This is a genomic window from Micromonospora sp. MGP-C2 (genome assembly GCF_057766525.1).
In genome coordinates this window covers 6,064,707-6,084,516 of record NZ_JBYMEN010000002.1, presented here as the reverse complement: position 1 = coordinate 6,084,516, position 19,810 = coordinate 6,064,707, and the positions used below count along the sequence as shown (strand labels likewise).

Genomic DNA, 19,810 nt, shown 5'->3' with positions numbered 1-19,810 from the left:
AGCAGATGAGACTTCCGCCGCTGCCGATGTTACGGAGTGCTCTCAGCAGCGCTTACCGTGCCGCAACACCTATCTGTTGGATAGAGATTCGGGTACGCGGCGGAGCAGTGTCCAGGACGGACATTGAGAGGGTTTCAAAAGTTGTCGGTTCGGGCATGTTCGATCTCGACACGGCAGGGAACGGTGACGAGGGGAGACCTCCGATGGGCCTCATGTTTCGCAAGCGCAAGAAGTACGGTCCGATCATCCTGAACTTCACCGAGAACGGCTTCTCCTCGTGGAGCATCAAGATCGGTCGCTGGTCCTGGAACTCGAAGGCCAAGGCGCACCGGGTCGACCTGCCGGGTCCGCTGTCCTGGAAGCAGGACAAGTCCCGGTCGTAATCATCCCGGGAGTCGAGCGGGGTGCCGGTGATTCACCGGCACCCCGCTCGGCGTCTGTGGGGGTGCGGGATGCTCAGCGCGCCAGGGCGATGATCTCGTCACCGGCCAGCTTGCCGGCCTCGCGGTCGCGCCGCACCTCACCCGCGTCGAGCAGGTCGGCGAGCGCCCGGTTGGTGTCGACGGCACGGTAGACGGTCGCGGTGAGGGTGTGCCGGCGCAGTTCGGTGACCGGCCGCGACCCGCCCTCACGCAGCTCGGCCAGCAGCTCGCGGATCAGTGGTTCGAGGTCGGGATCGCCGGCCACGTCGACAGTCGCGCCCATCGGGTCGGCCGGGTCGCGGTAGCGCACGTCGAGATCCGCGCCGATCGCCCAGAGCGCGTCGCGGACCGCCTCCAGGCTCCGGTCGGAGCGGCTGCCGAACGCGATCACACCGGCCGCGTCGCCGTCCGGCAGCACCGGCGCCACCTCGGCGACCAGGGGGAAGCCGGCGGAGACGAGCGCGTCACGGGCGCTGTCGCCGGTGTGCAGCAGCAGCTCTCCGGTGCGACCGTTGGTCGCGGCGGTGAGCAGTTTCGGCGTCACGGCGCCGGGCAGGTCCACGAAGGAGAACAGCGGGGCGCCAGCGGCCCCGGCGGCCTTCACGGCGACCGGAAGCCGGTATGGGTCACCGGGCAGAAGGTGCACGGTGACCTCGGCGGGCAGCTCCGCCTCGATCGGGCCGAGTCGGGCCGGCAGATCGGCGGCGCCGTCGGCCAGCACCAGCACCGTCACCTGCCGGCCGCGCACCTGGTCGCCGTGCGCGGCGACCAGGCGCAGCGCGGCCTCCGCGCTGCCCGCGGTCGTGCCCGCGAGTGCGACGGTGGCCCGCCGGGAACGGTGCAGGGCCGCGGGCAGCCAGGTCGTCAACTGGCGGACCAGCAGCTCGCGGAGGAAATCAGTGGTCCGGTCGGTCGGCATCGGTCCGTTCTACCGTACGACCGATCAGGCCGGGACGGAGATCCCCACTCCGCCCCTGGTCTGCCCGCCGTAGCGCTGCCGCTCGGCGTCCAGGTCGAGCCGACCGATCTGCTTGCGGGCAGCCAGTGCGCTGTCGTCGAGCAGGTCGGCGGGGATCAGCCAGACGATCTCGAACTCCAGACCGTCCGGGTCCTTGCCGTAGAGGCTCTTGGTCGTGCCGTGGTCGGAGGTGCCGGCCAGCGCGCCGGCGGCGGCGAGTCGCTCGGCGGTGGCGGCCAACTCGTCGAGAGTGTCCACCTCCCAGGCGAGGTGGTAGAGGCCGACGGTGGCTCGACCGGCGGTCGACCGCCCGGCGGCGGCGCCGATCTCGAACAGACCGAGGTCGTGGTCGTTGGTGGAGTCGGGGGCCTGGAGGAAGGTGGCACCCCGGAAGCCGTCCGGGGTCATCGCCACCGGGCGGAAGCCCAGCACGTCGCTGTAGAACGCGACACTGCGGGCGAGGTCACTGACGTAGAGGACCGCGTGGTTGAGCCGGTGGATACCCATGGCCCGAGACTAGCGCGATTTGGTTGAACGTTCAACTACAGGGGATATGATGGCTGTCATGACCCGCTGGCTGGACCCCGACGAGCAACGCACCTGGCGCGCGTACCTCACCGCCTCCCGGGTGCTGATGGACACGCTCGACCGCGAGCTGCAACGCGAGGCGGGCATGCCGCACGCGTACTACGAGATCCTGGTCCAACTCTCCGAGGCTCCAGGCCGCCAACTGCGGATGAGCGAGCTGGCCCAGGCCGCCGGCTCGTCGCGCAGCCGGCTGTCGCACGCCGTGGCCCGGCTGGAGGCCGCCGGCTGGGTACGCCGCGAGGAGTGCCCCACCGACCGACGAGGGCAGATCGCGGTGCTCACCGACGAGGGTTTCGCCACCCTCGCGGCCGCCGCGCCCGGCCACGTCGAGGGGGTACGACGGCACCTGTTCGACGCGTTGAGCCCCGCCCAGGTCGACCAGCTGCGCCGGATCAGCGAGACGTTGGCCGAGCACCTGACCGGTTCCTGACCAATCGACACCGGCGCGGGTCTTGTACTTACCGTCGTCGGATGAGCACGATGGGGCGTGTCTTCCGGCTTCGGCGAACTGACTGATCAGGCGCACCACCTCGTGTCGGCCGGTGATCTGGCCGGCGCGCAGCAGTTGCTCTCCGACGCGCTCACCGACGCTGACCCCCGCCCGGCCAACGCCACCGGCGAGCTGGCCGAGGCGGCCAGCCTCCAGGCGCGGGTGCTGGTGGCTCTCGGTGAGCCGCACTCGGCCCGGGGGTGGGCCGCTTTCGCGTACGCGGCCACCACCCGACTGCATGGCCGCTCCGACCCGCGCACCGTGGCCGCCGCGGCAACCCTGGCCGCGGTGCTGCACCGGGTCGGCAGCCATTCGAGGGCCGCCCGGCTCTACCAGGAAGTCATCATCGAGCTGACCGCACAGGACGGTCCGGAGTCGCTGCGGGTGCTCGCGGCGCACGCCGACCTGGCCACCGTCGAGTACGCCCGCGGGCAGTGCACGGTGGCCCGTGACCGGCTCCAGGATGCCTGGGAGCTGCACCGCGAGGTGTACGGCGACGGGCACCCCAGCGGCATCAAGATGCTGGCGCGGCTCGGGGCGATGCAGCGGGACTGCGGGCAGTTCGCCGAGGCGCACGACAACCTGGCGCTGGCCCGCGAGCTGTGCCGGCAGCACCTGCCCGCCGACGACCCGCTGGCGGCACAGGTGGCGACGCTGGCCCGGGCGGCGGCCAACCCCGACCATGCCTGCGCCGACGACCCGCCCACGGCCCGGGACACCCCGGTGGTGCCGGCAGCTCGTGTCCCTCCGCACCGCGACGGCCCGGCCGACTCCGACTACGACCCGCCCGCGCCTCCCCCGCACCACACCGGGGCGGCGGCGGGCAGCGGATCCGTTCCGAACCCCCGGGTGCCCGCAGACGAACCGGTCGGGCCGGCGGGCACCAGATGGCCACCCGAGCCGGCGAGCGAACCTTCGTCGTACACCACCGACACTCCGGTGCCCCCGTCCGTGGTCGGGCTGGCCGGCGGCACGGAGGAGCAGTCCGGGGTGTACAGGCTGCGCCGGGCCGACGCGCACCCGCCGTCCGACCCGTCCGACCCGTACGAGCCCTCCGACCCGTACGCGCCACTTGAGCCGTACACACCGTCCCGGCTGCTGCCGGTGCCCGTGCACCGGGTGCCGTCGGCGCAGCGCAAGCGGCTGGTGCCGGTGCTGGTGGCCGGCGTGGTCGTGGTCCTGCTCGGCGCCGCCGCAGTGATCGCCGGGGTGGCCCAGGTCGACGGCGACGACGAGCCGGCCCCGCCACCGGCGAGCGGCTCCCCCAGCGCCACCTCACCGGCCAGCACCGCCTCACTGGCCAGCACCGCGCCCGCCTCCACCGGCACCCTGCCGCCGTCGGCTGGCCCCGCGGCACCGCCCGGCAGCCCGCCCGGCGCGGTGACGCTGCGCGACAGCCGGGACAGCATCGCGCTGAACTGGACCTACCCTGCCGGCAGCGAGGGCCCGGTGGTCATCGCGGGTGGCCGGACCGGCCAGGACCGCAACGTCTTCGCGACGCTGCCCGCCGGCACCACCAGCTACGTCATCTACGCGCTCAACCGCACCAACGACTACTGCTTCACGGTCGCCGTCGTCTGGTCCACCGACACCGTCGCCAGCTCCGAGCAGGTCTGCACCCGCCGCCGCTGACCCGCCAGGCACGACCCGCCGACCACGCCCTCGCCGGCCAAGCCCCGCCGGCCCCACCCTGCCGACCTCACTCAGCGTGGCTTGCCCACTGACGAGCCCGCCGTGACATTCCGTTACCTCCGGCGCACCCAGCCAGACATCCCACCCAGCCTTTGCTCTGCTTACCTCGATGCACCACTGCTGACGAGCAGCTGAGACGTCGCGGCAGCCGCTTCGACAGGCATCGGTGAAGTGTCACGCTAAGTAGCTGTCGCGTCCGCGGGTGCAGAGCAAAGGGGTCATCGGTGGGTGGGTGGGGGCAGGCTCGCCGTCACGGACCGTCAATCTGTGGCCCAGGGCCGTCCTCGCCCGGAAACGCCGGCAGCAGCAGACACACTCGCAGCCCGCACTGCTCCGGCGCGTCGGTCAGGCTGATGCTGCCGCCCGCACGTCGCACCAACTCCCGGACGATGGCCAGCCCCAGGCCGGCGCCCGTCGTCGCGGGCCCGTCCGTCATCCAGCCGGGTGAACCGATCAAAGACCCGCTCCCGGTCCGCGACCGGGATCCCCGGGCCGTCGTCGGTCACCGTCACCAGGTGGTACGCCCCGGAGCCACGCCCGTCCGTCGACGCCGCCTCGGCGGCGAGCACCACACTGCCGTACGCGTGCCGGACCGCGTTGTCGACCAGGTTGGCCAGCACGCGCCGCAGCTCGTCGGCGTTGCCGGTCGTCCAGAGCGGGCCCGGCGGCGGCGTCAACCGAACCGGCGGCGACGGGTAACGGGCGGCGACCTCGGCCAGCAGCGCGCCCAACTCCACCGGGCCGACGCCTCGGGTCGGTGGCGCTTCGTCCAGGCGGGCCAGCAGCAGGAGGTCGTCGACCAGCCGGCTCAGTCGCTCGGTGTCGGTGAGCAGGTTGGTGGTGACGGCCGTCCAGTCCGTCCGGTCGGCGAGACGCTGAGCCACCTCCAGCTCGGTCCGGATGTTGGTCAACGGACTGCGCAGCTCGTGTGCGGCGTCGGAGACGAACGCCCGCTGGCGGATCCGGGCCGATTCCAGCCGGTCCAGCATGCCGTTGAGGGTGACCGCCAACCGGTGGATCTCGTCGGCCGACGCGGGCACCGGCAACCGGCCGGCGCCGGCCCGCCCGGTGATCTCCTCGGCGCCTCGGCGGAGCGCCTCGACCGGGCGCAGGGTCGCGCCCACCACCCGCCACGCCACGGCGGCCAGCACGGCCACCAGCAGGGGGAACGCCACCAGCAGGATGGTCCGGACGACGTGCGCGCTGTGCCGCACGTCGGCCATCGAGCGGGCGACCAGCACGGTGAGCGGGTCGGCCGCGGTGCCGGCGGGCACGGTGACCACCCGGACCGGACCGGCGAGCCCGACCCGCTCGGCCGGCACGTCCAGGCGCTGGCGGCGGTCCCGGTCCAGCCGCTCCGGGCGGACCATCGGCACCAGCCGGTCGGCGTCGATCGAGGCGGCCCTGATCCGCCCCTGCGCGTCGACGACCTGGACGCGCACCTGGCCACCGGCCACCGGCAGCGGGTCGGGCAGCGCGTCCTCGGCGGCGAGCAGGGCGACCGCGTCGGCGGTTCGGAACGCCTCGGTGTCGACCGTCCGCTGGAGCACGAAGCCGAGCGCGCCGAGCAGCACCACCCCGCCCAGGGCAAGCCCAATGGTGAGGCCGAACACCCCGAGCGCCATGAGCCGCCCCCGCAGCCCGAGCACCGGCATCCAGCCGAGCCACGCCCGGCGGGCACCCGCCGGGGCGTCGGCGGTCACGTCGCCAGCCGGTAACCGGCGCCCCGGACCGTCTCCAGCCGGTCGCGGCCGAGCTTGCGGCGCAGGTAACCGACATACACCTCGACGGCGTTCGGCGCGGTCTCCACGCTCGCGTCCCAGACGTGGTCCAGCAGCTCGGTCTTGGAGACGACCTGGCCGGGCCGGCGCATCAGATAGTCCAGCAGCGCGAACTCCCGCGCGGTCAGGGTCACCTCGTCGTCGGCCCGGGTCACCCGTCGGCGGGCCGGGTCCAGTCGCAGGTCACCGACCGCCAGCACCGCCGGGCGTTCCGGCGCGCCCCGGCGCAGCAGCGCCCGCAACCGGGCCAGCAGCACCACGTACGAGAAGGGTTTGGTCAGGTAGTCGTCGGCCCCGCAGTCGAGGCCGTCGGCCTGGTCGTACTCGCCGTCCTTGGCGGAGAGCATCAGCACCGGCAACCAGTGCTGCTCGGCCCGCAGCCGCCGGACCAACTCGTAGCCGGAGAGGCCGGGCAGCATCACGTCGAGGATCATCGCGTCGTACCCGCCGTGCCGGGCCGCGTCCAGGCCGGCCGGACCGGTCCCCGCCACATCCACCGCGAACCCCTCCGCCTGGAGGCCGCGTTGCAGGGCGGCCGCCAACCGGGCTTCGTCCTCCACCACCAGCAAGCGCACGGTCCAAGGGTGCCACCCGGGTCAAACGTGCTGGTCCGGCGTCCTCAGCACACTCACAGGGCACAGGGGGGAGGATGTGCGGAGGAGGTGTCACCATGTCCGTTCTGAGAAGCCGTCCCGTCCTTCGTTGGCTGGTCCCGGCCACGGCTGCCGTCGCCGTCATCGGCGGGGGCGCGGCGATCGGCACGTTCGCCGCCGAGGCGGAGCCGAGCCTGCCACCGCGTACCGCGGCCCAGCTTCTGGTCGATCTGCAGACCTCCCGGCTGGAGGGGCTGTCCGGGACCGTCGTGCAGCGCGCCGATCTCGGCCTGCCGCCTCTCGTCGGGCTGGTCCCCGGCAACGAGCTGACCACCATGCTGACCGGCACGCACACCCTGCGGGTCTGGTATTCCGGCCCGGATCAGCAGCGGGTCGCGCTGTTGGACACCCTGGGCGAGCAGGACGTGATCCGCAACGGCCGGGACGTCTGGACCTGGCAGAGTCGCAGCAACACCGCCAAGCACCTCACGCTGGGCGGCGACGCCGGCGCCGGAAAGCCGGTCCCCGAGCCGGCGGCGACCATGCCGGCCACCCCGCAGCAGGCAGCCGACCTGGCGTTGGGCGCGATCGACCCGAGCACCGAGGTCAGCGTCGGCCGGTCGGCCACGGTCGCCGGCCAGGACGCCTACGAGTTGGTGCTCCAGCCGCGCGACAAGGACTCACTGGTGCACCAGGTGCGGATCGCCATCGACGCCAAGCAGCACGTGCCGCTGCGCTTCGAGGTGCTCGCGAAGGGCAGCGACCGGCCGGCGTTCGAGATGGCCTTCACGCAGGTCGACTACCGCCGCCCGGACGCCGACCAGTTCACGTTCAACCCGCCGCCCGGTGTGACAGTCACCGAGGAGAAGGCGGAGCGGCCGGCCGGCGGCCCGGGTGCCGGCAAGCTCGGCCACGTCGCACCCTCGGGTGACCCGCAGGTGCGTACGGTGGGCTCCGGCTGGGCGACCGTGCTGGTCGGCCGCCTCGACGGGCTCGAAGGCGGCCCCAAGACCTCCGCGAAGCTGGCTACGCCACCAGCCGGCTCGCCGGACGTGGACATGTCGAAGCTGCTCGGTGGACTGCCGGCGGTCAGTGGTGACTGGGGCAGCGGTCGGCTCTTCAGCAGCAAGCTGTTCAGCGTGCTGCTCACCGATGACGGCCGCGTGCTCGCCGGAGCCGTCACTCCGGAGCGGCTGTACCAGGCCGCGCGCGGCTGATCCACACGGTGTTCGCGCCGGGTCGACCTGACGGTCGGCCCGGCGCTTCGCTGCGGTGGACGCCCGGTCAGCGGGCGGAGGTCACGCCGAGTGCGGTGAGGTAGGCGTCGGCGAGGACCGCGTGGCCGGGCAGGTGCGGGTGGACCCGGTCGTCGGCCCAGCGCGTCGACGGGCTCACCGCCAGCACCCGGTCGAACGCCGCCTGGTTGGCCACGTGCACCGCGTCGAACTCGGTGGCCAGCCCCGCCACGATCGCCGCGTACCGGTCCGTGTCGGCGCGTTGCGGGACGCTCCGGTCCGCCTCGATGAAGAACGGGTCACCGAGGATCAGTCGGCAGCCGGTGGCGGCGACCGCCCGCCGAAGCAGGTTACGCAGGGTGCGCTCGTACTCCTCGATGCCGACTGCCTCATCCGGCCGGTCACCGTAGTGCCGCCAGATGTCGTTGATGCCGATCAGCACCGCGAGCCAGTCGGGGCGCTCGCCGATGGCGTCGTCGTCCCATCGGGCGGCCAGGTCCCGCACCGTGTCGCCGCCCACACCCCGGTTGACCCACTCCAACTCCAACTCGGGGTGCCGTGCGTCGACCAGGGCGCGCACGAGGCTCACGTATCCGCTGCCGTAGGGCGCGGCGACGTCACGTCGACCACAATCGGTGATGCTGTCGCCGATGAAGACCACCCGTTGCCCGGTCCGCAGGATCATCCGCCGCCACCTCGCGATCACCGGCGCGCCGACCCGTCCGGCTTGGTGAGAGCCGACGGAACGCGCTATCTTCAACAGTTCGAGGACACAAAAAAGAACGGCTAAAAGCCGTTCCTGCAAAGGATTCTAATCTTTAGGGAGACGGCTTGTCAAGGCACTCCGGCGGTTCCGGCGAATTGCCGCTCGACGACGAGATCGGTCGCGAGCAGGAGTACGTCTCGATGCTCTACGACCGGCTGGACGGGCTGCGTGAGCAGGCCGCCCACCGGCTCACCGCCGAGCTGCGCAACACCGGCGGCACCCTCCAGGACCGCTCGCAGCGCGACAGCTCGGTAGCGATGTACGCCGATCAGGTCGAGCAGTTCTCCGCCGTGGAGAATGGGCTGTGCTTCGGCCGCCTCGACGGTGACGACGACTCCCGCCGCTACATCGGCCGGATCGGCATCTTCGACACCAGCGGTGACTACGACCCGCTACTGATGGACTGGCGGGCTCCGGCAGCGCGCCCGTTCTACCTCGCCACCGCCGCCAACCCGCAGGGCGTACGCCGGCGCCGGCACCTGCGCACCCGCCAGCGCAAGGTCACCGGCCTCAACGACGAGGTACTCGACATCGACACCGCCGCACCCGGCGGCCACGAGGAGCTGACCGGCGAGGCGTCCCTGCTCGCCGCGCTCAACGCGGGCCGGACCGGCCGGATGCGCGACATCGTCGAGACCATCCAGGCCGAACAGGACCAGATCATCCGCGCGGAGCTGCCGGGCGTCATGGTGGTCCAGGGCGGCCCCGGCACCGGCAAGACCGCTGTCGCGTTGCACCGGGCGGCGTACCTGCTCTACACCCACCGCCGCGAACTCTCCAGCCGGGGCGTGCTGCTGGTCGGCCCGAACGCGACCTTCCTGCGCTACATCTCCCAGGTGCTGCCGACGCTGGCGGAGACCGGCGTGCTGCTGCGTACCCAGGCTGATCTCTTCCCGGGCGTGAGCGCCCAACGGACCGAGCCGGCCGAGACCGCGGCGCTCAAGGGCCGGGCGGTGCTCGCCGAGGTCCTGGCGCTGGCCGTGCGGGACCGGCAGTGGGTGCCGGACGAGCCGCTGGAGATCGAGGTCGAGCGGGAGACGCTGACCCTCGACCCGGAGATCGTGCGGGCCGCCCGGGACCGGGTACGTCGCATCGACCGCCCGCACAACCTGGCCCGCGCGCTGTTCGACGTGGAGATCGTGCACGCCATCGCCGACCAGGTGGCCGAGCGGATCGGCGCCGACCCGCTGGGCGGGGACAACCTGCTCGACGAGGCGGACCGGGCCGAGATCCGCCGCGAGCTGCGCGAGGAGACGGAGATCCAGGCAGCCCTGGACCGGCTGTGGCCGGTGCTCACCCCGCAGCGGCTGCTCGCCGACCTGTACGCCGACCCGGAGCGCATCGCCGCCGCCACGCCGATGCTGACCGAGGACGAGCGGGAGCTGCTGCGGCGGGAGCCCGGTGGGTGGACGCCGGCCGACGTGCCGCTGCTCGACGAGGCCGCCGAGCTGCTCGGCGAGGACGAGCGGGCCGCCGCCGCCCGGCGGGACCGCATCCGGATGATGGAACGGGAGTACGCCGAGGGCGTGCTGGAGATCGCCCGAGGTTCCCGCTCAATCGACGTCGAGGACGAGGCCGAGGGCGGTGAGATCCTCGGCGTCACCGACCTGATCGACGCGGACCGGCTGCTGGAGCGGCAGGAGGAGGCCGACCGCCTCACCACCGCGCAGCGGGCCGCCGCCGACCGGACGTGGGCGTTCGGCCACGTCATCGTGGACGAGGCACAGGAGCTCTCGCCGATGGCGTGGCGGCTGCTGATGCGCCGCTGCCCGAGCCGGTCGATGACGATCGTCGGGGACGTCGCACAGACCGGCGCGCTCAGCGGCACGCCCTCCTGGGCGGACGCCCTCGACCCGTACGTCGCCCAGCGGTGGCGGCTGACCGAGTTGACGGTCAGCTACCGCACCCCGGCCGAGATCATGGCGGTCGCCGCCGAGGTGCTGGCGGAGATCGACCCGGCGCTGCGTCCGCCGCGTTCGGTGCGGGAGAGCGGCGTACCCCCGTGGGACCGCGCGGTGCCCGACGAGCGGTTGGCGGCGGAGTTGGTCGCCGAAGCCGCCCGCGAGGCGGCCCGGTTGACCGAGGGTCGGCTCGGCGTGCTGGTGCCGGCCGGCCGGGTGGGTGAGTTGGGTGCGGCAGTGACCGCGGCCCTGCCGGAGGCCGCCGTGGGCGAGCACCCCGAGCTGGAGAGCCGGGTCGTGGTGCTGACCGTGGCGCAGGCCAAGGGGTTGGAGTTCGACTCGGTGCTGGTCGTCGACCCGGACCGGATGGTGGCCGAGTCGCCGCGTGGGCGCAGCGACCTGTACGTCGCGCTCACCCGAGCCACCCAACGCCTGGGCATCCTGCGCCCCACAAGCTGATCCCCCACGGCCTCCCGGCCAACCCCTGCGTCGATCATGAGGTTGGCGTGGACTGTGATCTACGACAGCCACGCCAACCTCATTGATCACGGTGGGGTTCCGCTCTAGTCGCCGGCGTGATCCTGGGTGGACTTGGCGGGTCCGGTCGCGGACGTGGACTGGTCGCTGGTGCTTCCGCCCATCGGGGTGCTCAGACCGCCGGTGGTGGCGTCGCCGGTCGTGGTCGGGGCGACCTTGCCCGGGTGTCGCTCCGGCTGCCGGGCCACCCTGCGTACGCTCGCCGGACCGGCGGTACCACCGGTGGTGGTCACCGCGCCCTGCCCGCCGACCGGGCCGCCGTCGCGCAGCACCTGCGGATCGATCCGTTCGTGCGCCGGGTCGAGCGGGTCGTCGCGCTGAATCTCGCTCAGCACATCGGTGCGGGGCACCGTCACCTCTTCGACGGCTCCCTTGCCGTACACGCCTCCGGCGATCCGATCCTCGGCCTGGCGGGCGGCGTCCTGCCGCATGTCGTCCTCACGCACGATCATCACCTCGCAGAAGCTGTGGAACTGACTGCGTGCCCGGCCACCCGCCGACCAAACCCGGCGTGACCGGGAGGTCGTCCACGGCGGTTCATCGTCGCGCCGTCCACTGGCCGCCTGCCCGCAGTCCGCGATGTCCATGCTGTCCGGCGACCGGTGGGAGATGCCCGCCGGCAGAGGGGATGACAGCGTGCGCACAGTACGCCGTACCGCCGTCGCGGCCCTGGTGGCCGCGACGGTGATGACCGGGTTCGCGGTGCCCGCCCAGGCGAAACCGCGACCGGACCGGACATTCGACGTGCAGGCCCACCGGGGCGGCCTCGGGCTGCGGGTGGAGAACACCCTCGCCTCCTTCGGCAACGCCCTCCAGCTCGGGGTGACCACCCTCGAACTGGACGTGCAGATCACCGAGGACGGTCAGGCCGTCGTCACCCACGACCGGAAGATCAGTGGCGCCAAGTGCGTCGACACCGCCGCGGTGACGCCCGGCGACCCGGAGTTCCCGTACGTCGGGAAGTACGTCAACACGCTCACCGTGGCCCAGGTGCGCTCGCTGGACTGCGGCTCGAAGACCCTGCCGGACAAGCCCGGCCAGCTCGCCGTCCCGGGTGCCCGGATGCCGTTGCTGCGTGAGGTCTTCGCACTGGTCAACCGCTATCGGGCGAAGGACGTGAAGCTCAACGTCGAGACCAAGGTGGAGGCGGGCGCGCCGACCGAAACCGCGCCCCGCGACCAGTTCGTCCGGGTCACCGCGGCCGAGATCCGCGCCGCCGGGCTGCTCAAGCAGGTCACCATCCAGAGCTTCGACTGGGGCGCGCTGATGCGCATGCGGCAGGTCGAGCCGAAGTTGCCGCTGGTCGCCCTGACCAACTACGACTTCCTCCAGACCGGACAGCCGGGCGCCTCGCCGTGGCTGGGCGGGCTGGACATCGACGACTTCGGCGGCGACCCGATCAGGGCGATCCGCAGCTTCGGCGCGAGCGCCTTCTCACCGGTGCACGGCTTCCCGCAGAACGGCACCGTCACCGACCCGGGCTACCAGCCGTACGTCACGAGGGAGATGGTCGCCCAGGCGCACCGCTACGGGATCAAGGTGATCCCGTGGACCGTCGACGACGTGCCGACCATGGCCAAGCTGATCGACGACGGCGTGGACGGCATGATCACCGACTACCCGGACCGGTTGCGTGGCCTGCTGGCGCAGCGCGGCTACCGGCTGCCGAAGGCGTACACGGCGCCGTTCGACATCCAGGCGCACCGCGGGGGACGGGCCACCCGTCCGGAGAACACCCTGCCGGCGTTCTCGAACGCGTTGTCCAACCGGGCCATCTCCACGCTGGAACTGGACACCGGCGTGACCGCCGACGGCAGGCTCGTGGTGCTGCACGACCGCACCGTCAACGGGTCGCACTGCGTCGACACCGCCCCGGTGCGCCCGGGAGACCGGAAATTCCCGTACGTCGGCAGGCCGGTGCACGAACTGACCCTGGCGCAACTCAAGACCGTCGACTGCGGCACGAGGACGCTGCCCGAGCTGCCCGCGCAGGTGCCCGCACCGGGTGCCCGGATCCCGACCCTGGACGAGGTCTTCGCCCTGGTGAAGGCGAGTGGTCGCACCGACATCGGGATGAACATCGAAACGAAGATCAGCCCGGTGGTGAACGACACCGAGCCGTACCGCAGCTTCACCCGCAAGCTCGTCGACGCCATCCAGCGCGCCGGCTTCACCAACCGGGCCACCATCCAGTCGTTCGACTGGCGCACCATCACGTACGCGCGGCAGCTCGACCGGCGGATCGACACTGTCGCGCTGGTCTGGCAGTACGGCCCGGCCGAGTGCACGTCCCTCGCCGACGAGTGCTCGTTGCAGGCGGTGTACGGGAACCCGTCGGTGAAGAGCCCGTGGACCGGTGGACTGGACTGGTGGAAGCACCAGGACCTGGGCAGGCTGACCCGGGCCGCCGGTGCGGGCACGGTCTCGGCCAACTGGCAGGTGCACGACCCCAAGCAGGGCACTGTCGCCTCGGCGGACTGGTACCTGCGGGAGAACCCGGCGTACTTCCACGGACCGGACGTCCGGACCCTCCAGACGCGCGACGACCTGAAGGTGATCCCGTACACCGTTGATGACGCCGCGGTCATGCAGCGGGTGATCGACCTCGGTGTCGACGGCATCATCACCGACGACCCGGACCTGTTGGTGAGCGTCGCGATCCGCAACGGCCTGCGCTGACACGCAGGCCCACCTGATCGCCGGCCGGATTTTTCCGGCCGGCGATCGGTGTTACCTGCTCCCGGGCCTCGGGTAGTCGGGGGTTGTCCCCGCCACGAAAGCGAACCGTGCCGTGGCCGAAACGCGGTAGCGGGGCGAGGGAATGCAGGTACGACTCATCGCATCCTGAGGAGGACCAGATGAGCACGCAGGCTGCTTCCACCCGGCCGATGAACCGGCCGATGAACGACCCGCAGAACCCCGCCTCGACGCGGGACATGCCCACCCAGCAGATGCCGGTCATGCGCGACGGGCATCGCAACGACATGCAGGCACCTGGTACGGAGACCAAGCAGGCGTTCAAGACCACCGAGTTCTGGATCTACCTGATCGCGGTGGCCGCCGTACTGGGCGCGTCGCAGGTCGTCGGAAAGAACTCCGCCGGGGTGGACATCTTCCGGGCCGACAACGCCTGGTTCCTGATCACCCTGCTGACGCTCGGCTACCTCGGTAGCCGGGGCCTGGCCAAGGCCGGCAGCAACTGGCGCAGCAGCGAGGAGCGCAAGGCCCGCCACTAAGCGGGTAGCGCGAGCACAGCGCACGATGGCCTCCGGGAGTACCTCCCGGAGGCCATCGTCGTGTCTGGACGACTACTCGTCGCCGCCGAAGTCACCGCCGAAGTCACCCTCGAACGCATCCTCGATCATCTCGCCGGCGATCATGCCGCCCGCGACGCCGAGGGCCGCACCGGCCACCATCCCGCCCATCCCGTGCCCCCGGCTGTGACCGTGGCTCGGGCCGTACTGGGAGCGGAGGCTGCCGTAGCGGGAGGTGGTCTCGCGCAGCCAGCCGTCGACGACCTGCGCCCAGTCCACCCGGTCGGCGTCGGTGTGCGACACCTGGTAGCGGCCGAAGGTGTCGTGCCCGGAGCTGAGGAACCCGCCCCGCTTGTCGCACTCCAGGATGACCTCCACACCGCGCTGACTGGTCACGAAGGTCAGCTCGACCTCCCTGATCGTGCTCGCGTACTGCGGGGAGGCGAAGAACTCGATCTCCTGATAGAACGGCAACGTCTGCTGGACACCACGGATGTGGCCCCGCTCCAGGTCTGCGTGCTTGAACCGGAAGCCGAGCCGCTGGAACGCCTCCAGGATCCGCTCGTGCACCGGCAACGGGTGCACGGCCACCTGGTCCAGGTCGCTCTTGTCGACGGCGCGGGCGATCGCCAGCTCGGTGCGCAGGCCCATCGTCATCCCGTGCAGGCGCTGGCCGTACACGTCGGTGATCGGGGTCTCCCACGGCACCGGCAGCTGGAACGGGATGGAGAGCTGCTGCTTCGGGGCGAGCTGGAGCGCACCGCTGACCGCCATCCGGTGGAACTCCATCGTGCCCGCGTACTCCGTGTCGTGTCCTTCGACCTCGACCCGGGTGACCAGCCCGATGACAACCTGCTCGATGGCTGCCTCGGCGTCGCCGCCGACGAGGTTGACCTGCCCGTCGAGGGTCAGGCCGGGCCGGGTGTTGGGGTTGGTCAGCACGGTGTCCACACTGGGACCGCCGACACCGAACGCGCTCAACATCTTCTTGAAGACCATCGAAACTCCTGTGCGACGCCGACCGCTCCAGGCTGGAGTCGGACGTTGACTCGAACGGCACCCTATCCAGCACCCCTGTGAGGTGGCTGTGAAGCGCGGGGCCCCTCGCGACGTCCGCTGCCCGGACGACCCTGCCTGCGCGCGGCCTAGTCGGGTTCCACGATCACCAGCTCACCGACCTGCTCGCCGATCGCGGCACGCGCCTCCGTCGGCAGGCCGCGGTCGGTGATCAGCACGTCGGCGGCCTCCAGCGGGGCGATGGTGGCGATACCGATGATCTCCCACTTGGTGTGGTCGGCGAGCACCACGAGCCGACGCGCCGCGCCGATCAGGCAGCGGTTGACACCGGCCTCCAGCAGGTTCGGCGTGGTGAGCCCGGTGCGGGGGCTGAGCCCGTGCACACCGAGGAAGAGCAGGTCGACGTTGAGCGCGCTGATCGCCGCCTCGGCCACCGGCCCGGTCAACGCGTCCGACGGGGTGCGGATGCCACCGGTCAATACGACGGTCTGGTCGGCGCGCGGGTTCTGGTAGAGCGCGTCAGCCACCGGGATGGAGTTGGTCACCACGGTCAGCCCGCGTACGTCGGAGAGCAGGGTGGCCAGCGCGGCGGTGGTGGTGCCGGCGGAGAGCGCGATGGCCATCCCCGGCTCCACCATTCTCGCCGCGCGTTCGGCGATGGCCCGCTTCTCCGCCTGCTGGCGGATCGACTTGGCCGCGAAGCCCGGCTCCTCGGCCGAACCGGGCCCGGCGAGCGTCGCGCCGCCGTGCACCTTGTCCACCAGACCACGCTCGGCCAGCACCTCCAGGTCGCGCCGGATCGTCATGTCGGAGACACCGAACCGGCTGACCAGGTGGCTGACCCGCACGCCGCCGCGTTGGCGGATCAGATCGAGGATGGCGGTCTGCCGCTGCTGGGCGAGCATCTGGGGAACCTCCTTCGTGCCGTGGCTGTCGCCGGGGTCAGGCCGGGTCGTCGGCCCGATCCTCCCGGACGACCGCCACCTCACCGGCCGGCAGGGTCAGCTCACCGGCGCAGTGCGCCCCGGTCAGCAACTCCGTGCCGCGCACCGGGAGCCGCACCTCGGCATCGGTGTGGTTGATGACGAACAGCCAGCTCCGGTCGCCGTCGAGTCGACGGACAACCTCCACACCGGACGGTGCCGACGCGGCCGGGCGGACACCTGCCTCGTCGACGAGTCGGGCGACCAACCGGTCGGTGGCCGGCTCGTCCAGCCGCGTGCCGACGTACCAGGCGGCGCCGTCGCCGACCCGGTGGCGGGTCAGCGCCGGCACACCCGGCAAGGGCCCATCGGTGTACGACGCCAGCACCTCGGCGCCCTCGGAGTGCAGCCACTCGGTCCACACGTCCGCGGTGCTCCCGTCGTCGAGCCGGACCTGTTCGCCCTCCCGCAGCGGGAAGAACTCCTCGGTCCGTACGCCGAGCAGCTCACGGAACGCGCCCGGGTAACCGCCCAGCCGGATGTGGTCGTTCGCGTCGACGATGCCGCTGAAGTAGGTGACGGCGGCGGTGCCACCGCCCTCGACGTAGCGGTGCAGCGCCTCGACGTCGGCGTCCCGCACCAGGTAGAGGGTCGGTGCCAGGACCAGTCGGTAGCCGCTGAGGTCCGTCGACGGGTGGACGATGTCGGCGGTCACGCCGGCTCGCCACAGCGCCGCGTGGAGGGCGCCCAGCCGGTCGGCGTAGGTGACGTCGGCGCTGGGGTGTGAATCCAACTCGACCGCCCACCACGCGTCCCAGTCGAACAGGATCGCCACCTCGGCGTCCACCCGACTGCCGCGTACCTCGGCCAGCGCCTTCAGGTCCGCGCCGAGCTGGCAGACCTCGCGGAACACCTTGGTGTCCGGGCCGGTGTGCGGCACCAGCGCGGAGTGGAACTTCTCGGCGCCGGCCCGGGAGGCGCGCCACTGGAAGAACAGCACGCCGTCCGCGCCCCGGGCGACGTGCGCCAGGCTGTTGCGGCGCAGCTGTCCGGGAAGTTTGGCCACGTTGCGCGGCTGCCAGTTGACCGCGCTGGTGGAGTGCTCCATGAGCAGCCACGGATCACCGCCGGCGACGCCCCGGGTGTGGTCGGCGGCGAGCGCCAGCCCGAGATGTCCCTGCGGGTCGGCGGCGGTCAGGTAGTGGTCGTTGGAGACGAGGTCCACGTCGTCGGCCCAGGAGTGGTAGTCCATGTGCTTGACGCCCATGCCGATCATGAAGTTGGTGGTGACCGGCTGCTGGACCAACGTCCGCAACACCTCCCGTTCGGCGCGCAGCTGGGCGCGCTGCTCGTCGGAGGAGAAGCGCAGGAAGTCGAGTTGCTGCGTGGGGTTGGCGAAGGTCGGCGCGGTACGCGGCGGGTTGATCTCGGCCCAGTCGCCGTAGCGCTGGCTCCAGAACGCGGTGCCCCAGGCGTCGTTGAGCTGGTCCAGGTCGCCGTAGCGCGCCCGCAGCCAGCCGCGGAACGCCTCGGCGCTGACGTCGCAGTAGCAGTGCACGTTGTGGCAGCCCAACTCGTTGGAGACGTGCCACATCACCACGGCCGGGTGCTCGGCGTACCGGCCGGCGACCGCTCGCACCAGCTCCAGCGACCGCTCCCGGAACACCGGTGAGCTGGGGCAGTACGCCTGTCGTCCGCCGGGCCAGAGGATCGCGCCGTCGGCGCGGCGGGGCAACGTCTCCGGGTGCGCGCGGGCCAGCCACGGCGGTGGGCTGGCGGTGGCGGTGGCGAGGTCGACCTGGATGCCTCCGTCGTGCAGCAGGTCCAGCACCCGGTCCAGCCATCCGAACTCGAACCGGCCCGGTGTGGGCTCCAGCAGCGCCCAGGAGAAGATGCCGACCGAGACCAGGTTGACCCCGGCCCGGCGCATCAACTCGACGTCCTCGGACCAGGTCTGCTGGGGCCACTGCTCGGGGTTGTAGTCGCCGCCGAAATAGATGCCGTCACCCTGCCATCGCCGCATGAGAGCTGAGGGTGCACCGGCCCGGACACGCAAGTCAACAGGTTCCAACATGGATTTTTTTCCAACGTTTACCTCGTAACAGCCATGTCACAACTGGGTTAGCGGAGGCGGAACGCCCTCTTGACAGCGCCCGTCGGAGCGGTACTTTGAGCCCCCAATGGCCGTTCGTGTTCGTCAATGTGGGTTCTCGGTGAATCCCGATCGCTGACCACGACGGCCGCTCTGCCTTCACCACCCTGATGACCCTTGGGCGTAGCACCTCTTCACCCGCAGGAGGCACAGATGTCCCGTCCCCAATCCCAAGCCGAGTACCTGGCTCGGCTCGTACCACCCTCGGTCGCCGGCCTCAACCGACGCTCGCTGCTGGCCGGCGCTGCCGGCACCGGCGCGCTGCTCGGCACCGGCCTGCTCGCCGGCTGCGGCGACGACTCCGGTTCCGGGTCCGACTCGAAGGACGTGTCAGTCGGCTCGAACCAGTCCGACCCGAAGCCCAAGGACGTCACCGCCAAGGTCATGGACGGGTTCAAGACCGCATCCGGCATCACGCCGGCGATCAACACGGTCGACCACAACACGTACCAGGAGAACATCAACAACTACCTGCAGGGCAAGCCGGACGACGTCTACATGTGGTTCGCCGGGTACCGGATGCGCTTCTTCGCCGCCAAGGGCCTGGCCAGCGACATCAGCGACGTGTGGGGCAAGCTCTCCGGCTTCTCCGACGCCTTCAAGAAGGCGTCCACGGGGGACGACGACAAGCAGTACTTCGTGCCCTCGTCGTACTACCCGTGGGCGATGTTCTACCGCAAGTCGGTGTGGCAGCAGTACGGCTACCAGGTGCCCACGACCCTGGACCAGCTCACCGCGCTCAGCGCGCAGATGAAGAGGGACGGCCTCACCCCGATCGCGTTCGCCGACAAGGACGGCTGGCCGGCGATGGGGACTTTCGACATCCTCAACCTGCGGATCAACGGCTACCAGTTCCACATCGACCTGATGGCCGGCAAGGAGGCCTGGACCTCCGACAAGGTCAAGAAGGTCTTCGACACCTGGGCCGGTCTGCTCCCCCTGCACCAGCCGGACAGCCTCGGCCGCACCTGGCAGGAGGCGGCGCAGTCGCTTCAGCAGAAGAAGAGCGGCATGTACCTGCTCGGTCTCTTCGTCGGCCAGCAGTTCAGCAACGAGGAGCAGAGCGACCTCGACTTCTTCACCTTCCCGGAGATCGACCCGGCGATCGGGGCCAAGGCGCTGGACGCGCCGATCGACGGCTACATGATGGCCCGCAAGCCCAAGAACGAGGCCAACGCCAGGAAGCTGCTGGAGTACGTGGGCGGCAAGGACGCCGCGAACATCACGGTGAAGAACGACCCGGCCACCCTCGTCGCCAACAGCAGCGCCGACGTCAGCGGTTACACCGCGTTGCAGAAGAAGGCCGCCGAGCTGGTCGGCTCGGCCACCGAGATCGCCCAGTTCCTCGACCGCGACACCCGGCCGGACTTCGCCTCGACGGTGATCATCCCGGCGATCCAGCAGTTCATCAAGAACCCCAAGGACATCAGCGGGCTCACCTCGTCCATCGAGAACCAGAAAAAGTCGATCTTCACTGACTGACGGCGGAAAGGGGAGGACA

At 71.2% G+C, this 19,810-nt stretch carries 16 protein-coding genes and 1 pseudogene; 8 read left to right on the top strand and 9 right to left on the bottom strand.

Annotated features, from left to right (window positions below; all coding sequences use genetic code 11):
• The first annotated feature begins 203 nt into the window (after positions 1 to 203).
• Positions 204 to 383, top strand: a complete 180-nt coding sequence (locus AC3CF1_RS28035; protein WP_053653605.1) for a DUF4236 domain-containing protein — start codon at positions 204 to 206, stop codon at positions 381 to 383.
• A 73-nt stretch (positions 384 to 456) separates the two neighbouring features.
• Here the strand turns inward: AC3CF1_RS28035 and AC3CF1_RS28030 are convergent, their stop codons facing one another.
• Positions 457 to 1,341: a hypothetical protein gene (locus AC3CF1_RS28030; RefSeq protein WP_488451612.1), complete on the bottom strand. Its 885-nt coding sequence runs from the start codon at positions 1,339 to 1,341 to the stop codon at positions 457 to 459.
• Between the two features lie 24 nt (positions 1,342 to 1,365).
• Positions 1,366 to 1,887, bottom strand: a complete 522-nt coding sequence (locus tag AC3CF1_RS28025; RefSeq protein WP_099851601.1) for a VOC family protein — start codon at positions 1,885 to 1,887, stop codon at positions 1,366 to 1,368.
• A gap of 49 nt (positions 1,888 to 1,936) precedes the next feature.
• Between AC3CF1_RS28025 and AC3CF1_RS28020 the strand changes: the two genes are divergently transcribed.
• Positions 1,937 to 2,398 carry a MarR family winged helix-turn-helix transcriptional regulator gene (locus tag AC3CF1_RS28020; RefSeq protein WP_088951553.1) on the top strand — a complete coding sequence of 154 codons (462 nt, stop codon included), beginning with the start codon at positions 1,937 to 1,939 and terminating at the stop codon, positions 2,396 to 2,398.
• A gap of 57 nt (positions 2,399 to 2,455) precedes the next feature.
• Positions 2,456 to 4,090 (top strand): tetratricopeptide repeat protein, encoded by a 1,635-nt coding sequence (locus AC3CF1_RS28015; RefSeq protein ID WP_488451611.1) that lies wholly within the window; start codon positions 2,456 to 2,458, stop codon positions 4,088 to 4,090.
• A 310-nt stretch (positions 4,091 to 4,400) separates the two neighbouring features.
• Here the strand turns inward: AC3CF1_RS28015 and AC3CF1_RS28010 are convergent.
• Both AC3CF1_RS28010 and AC3CF1_RS28005 read right to left on the bottom strand, forming a co-directional pair.
• Positions 4,401 to 5,775, bottom strand: a pseudogene (locus AC3CF1_RS28010) (sensor histidine kinase).
• Between the two features lie 74 nt (positions 5,776 to 5,849).
• Positions 5,850 to 6,506 carry a response regulator transcription factor gene (locus AC3CF1_RS28005; RefSeq protein WP_088946934.1) on the bottom strand — a complete coding sequence of 219 codons (657 nt, stop codon included), beginning with the start codon at positions 6,504 to 6,506 and terminating at the stop codon, positions 5,850 to 5,852.
• 95 nt (positions 6,507 to 6,601) lie between these two features.
• Here AC3CF1_RS28005 and AC3CF1_RS28000 point away from each other — a divergent pair, with 95 nt between their 5' ends.
• A complete protein-coding gene (locus AC3CF1_RS28000; RefSeq protein ID WP_488451610.1) occupies positions 6,602 to 7,741 on the top strand; it encodes a LolA family protein in 1,140 nt (379 codons plus the stop codon).
• 67 nt (positions 7,742 to 7,808) lie between these two features.
• Here AC3CF1_RS28000 and AC3CF1_RS27995 read toward each other — a convergent pair whose 3' ends face one another.
• Positions 7,809 to 8,444 carry an SGNH/GDSL hydrolase family protein gene (locus AC3CF1_RS27995; RefSeq protein ID WP_488451609.1) on the bottom strand — a complete coding sequence of 212 codons (636 nt, stop codon included), beginning with the start codon at positions 8,442 to 8,444 and terminating at the stop codon, positions 7,809 to 7,811.
• Between the two features lie 146 nt (positions 8,445 to 8,590).
• On the opposite strand from AC3CF1_RS27995, the gene AC3CF1_RS27990 reads away from it, so the two are divergent.
• Complete coding sequence (locus AC3CF1_RS27990) at positions 8,591 to 10,885, top strand: HelD family protein (RefSeq protein WP_488451608.1); 2,295 nt, start codon at positions 8,591 to 8,593, stop codon at positions 10,883 to 10,885.
• Between the two features lie 104 nt (positions 10,886 to 10,989).
• Here AC3CF1_RS27990 and AC3CF1_RS27985 read toward each other — a convergent pair whose 3' ends face one another.
• Positions 10,990 to 11,409 carry a hypothetical protein gene (locus AC3CF1_RS27985; protein WP_088951551.1) on the bottom strand — a complete coding sequence of 140 codons (420 nt, stop codon included), beginning with the start codon at positions 11,407 to 11,409 and terminating at the stop codon, positions 10,990 to 10,992.
• Between the two features lie 190 nt (positions 11,410 to 11,599).
• Here AC3CF1_RS27985 and AC3CF1_RS27980 point away from each other — a divergent pair, with 190 nt between their 5' ends.
• Both AC3CF1_RS27980 and AC3CF1_RS27975 read left to right on the top strand, forming a co-directional pair.
• Positions 11,600 to 13,642 carry a glycerophosphodiester phosphodiesterase family protein gene (locus tag AC3CF1_RS27980; protein WP_488451607.1) on the top strand — a complete coding sequence of 681 codons (2,043 nt, stop codon included), beginning with the start codon at positions 11,600 to 11,602 and terminating at the stop codon, positions 13,640 to 13,642.
• 179 nt (positions 13,643 to 13,821) lie between these two features.
• Positions 13,822 to 14,199 (top strand): hypothetical protein, encoded by a 378-nt coding sequence (locus AC3CF1_RS27975; protein ID WP_141908434.1) that lies wholly within the window; start codon positions 13,822 to 13,824, stop codon positions 14,197 to 14,199.
• Positions 14,200 to 14,271: 72 nt separating this feature from the next.
• On the opposite strand, the gene AC3CF1_RS27970 is transcribed toward AC3CF1_RS27975, so the two are convergent.
• The 3 genes from AC3CF1_RS27970 to AC3CF1_RS27960 all read right to left on the bottom strand — a co-directional run bounded on the left by AC3CF1_RS27970 (position 14,272) and on the right by AC3CF1_RS27960 (position 18,180).
• Positions 14,272 to 15,216 carry a sporulation protein gene (locus tag AC3CF1_RS27970; protein WP_354980253.1) on the bottom strand — a complete coding sequence of 315 codons (945 nt, stop codon included), beginning with the start codon at positions 15,214 to 15,216 and terminating at the stop codon, positions 14,272 to 14,274.
• A gap of 146 nt (positions 15,217 to 15,362) precedes the next feature.
• Complete coding sequence (locus tag AC3CF1_RS27965) at positions 15,363 to 16,139, bottom strand: DeoR/GlpR family DNA-binding transcription regulator (RefSeq protein ID WP_488451606.1); 777 nt, start codon at positions 16,137 to 16,139, stop codon at positions 15,363 to 15,365.
• 37 nt (positions 16,140 to 16,176) lie between these two features.
• Positions 16,177 to 18,180, bottom strand: coding sequence for a beta-galactosidase (locus AC3CF1_RS27960; protein WP_488451605.1), 2,004 nt, complete (start codon positions 18,178 to 18,180; stop codon positions 16,177 to 16,179).
• Positions 18,181 to 18,462: 282 nt separating this feature from the next.
• Here AC3CF1_RS27960 and AC3CF1_RS27955 point away from each other — a divergent pair, with 282 nt between their 5' ends.
• Entirely contained in the window at positions 18,463 to 19,791 is a 1,329-nt protein-coding gene (locus AC3CF1_RS27955) for an ABC transporter substrate-binding protein (protein WP_088946925.1), read from the top strand.
• Positions 19,792 to 19,810: the final 19 nt, after the last annotated feature.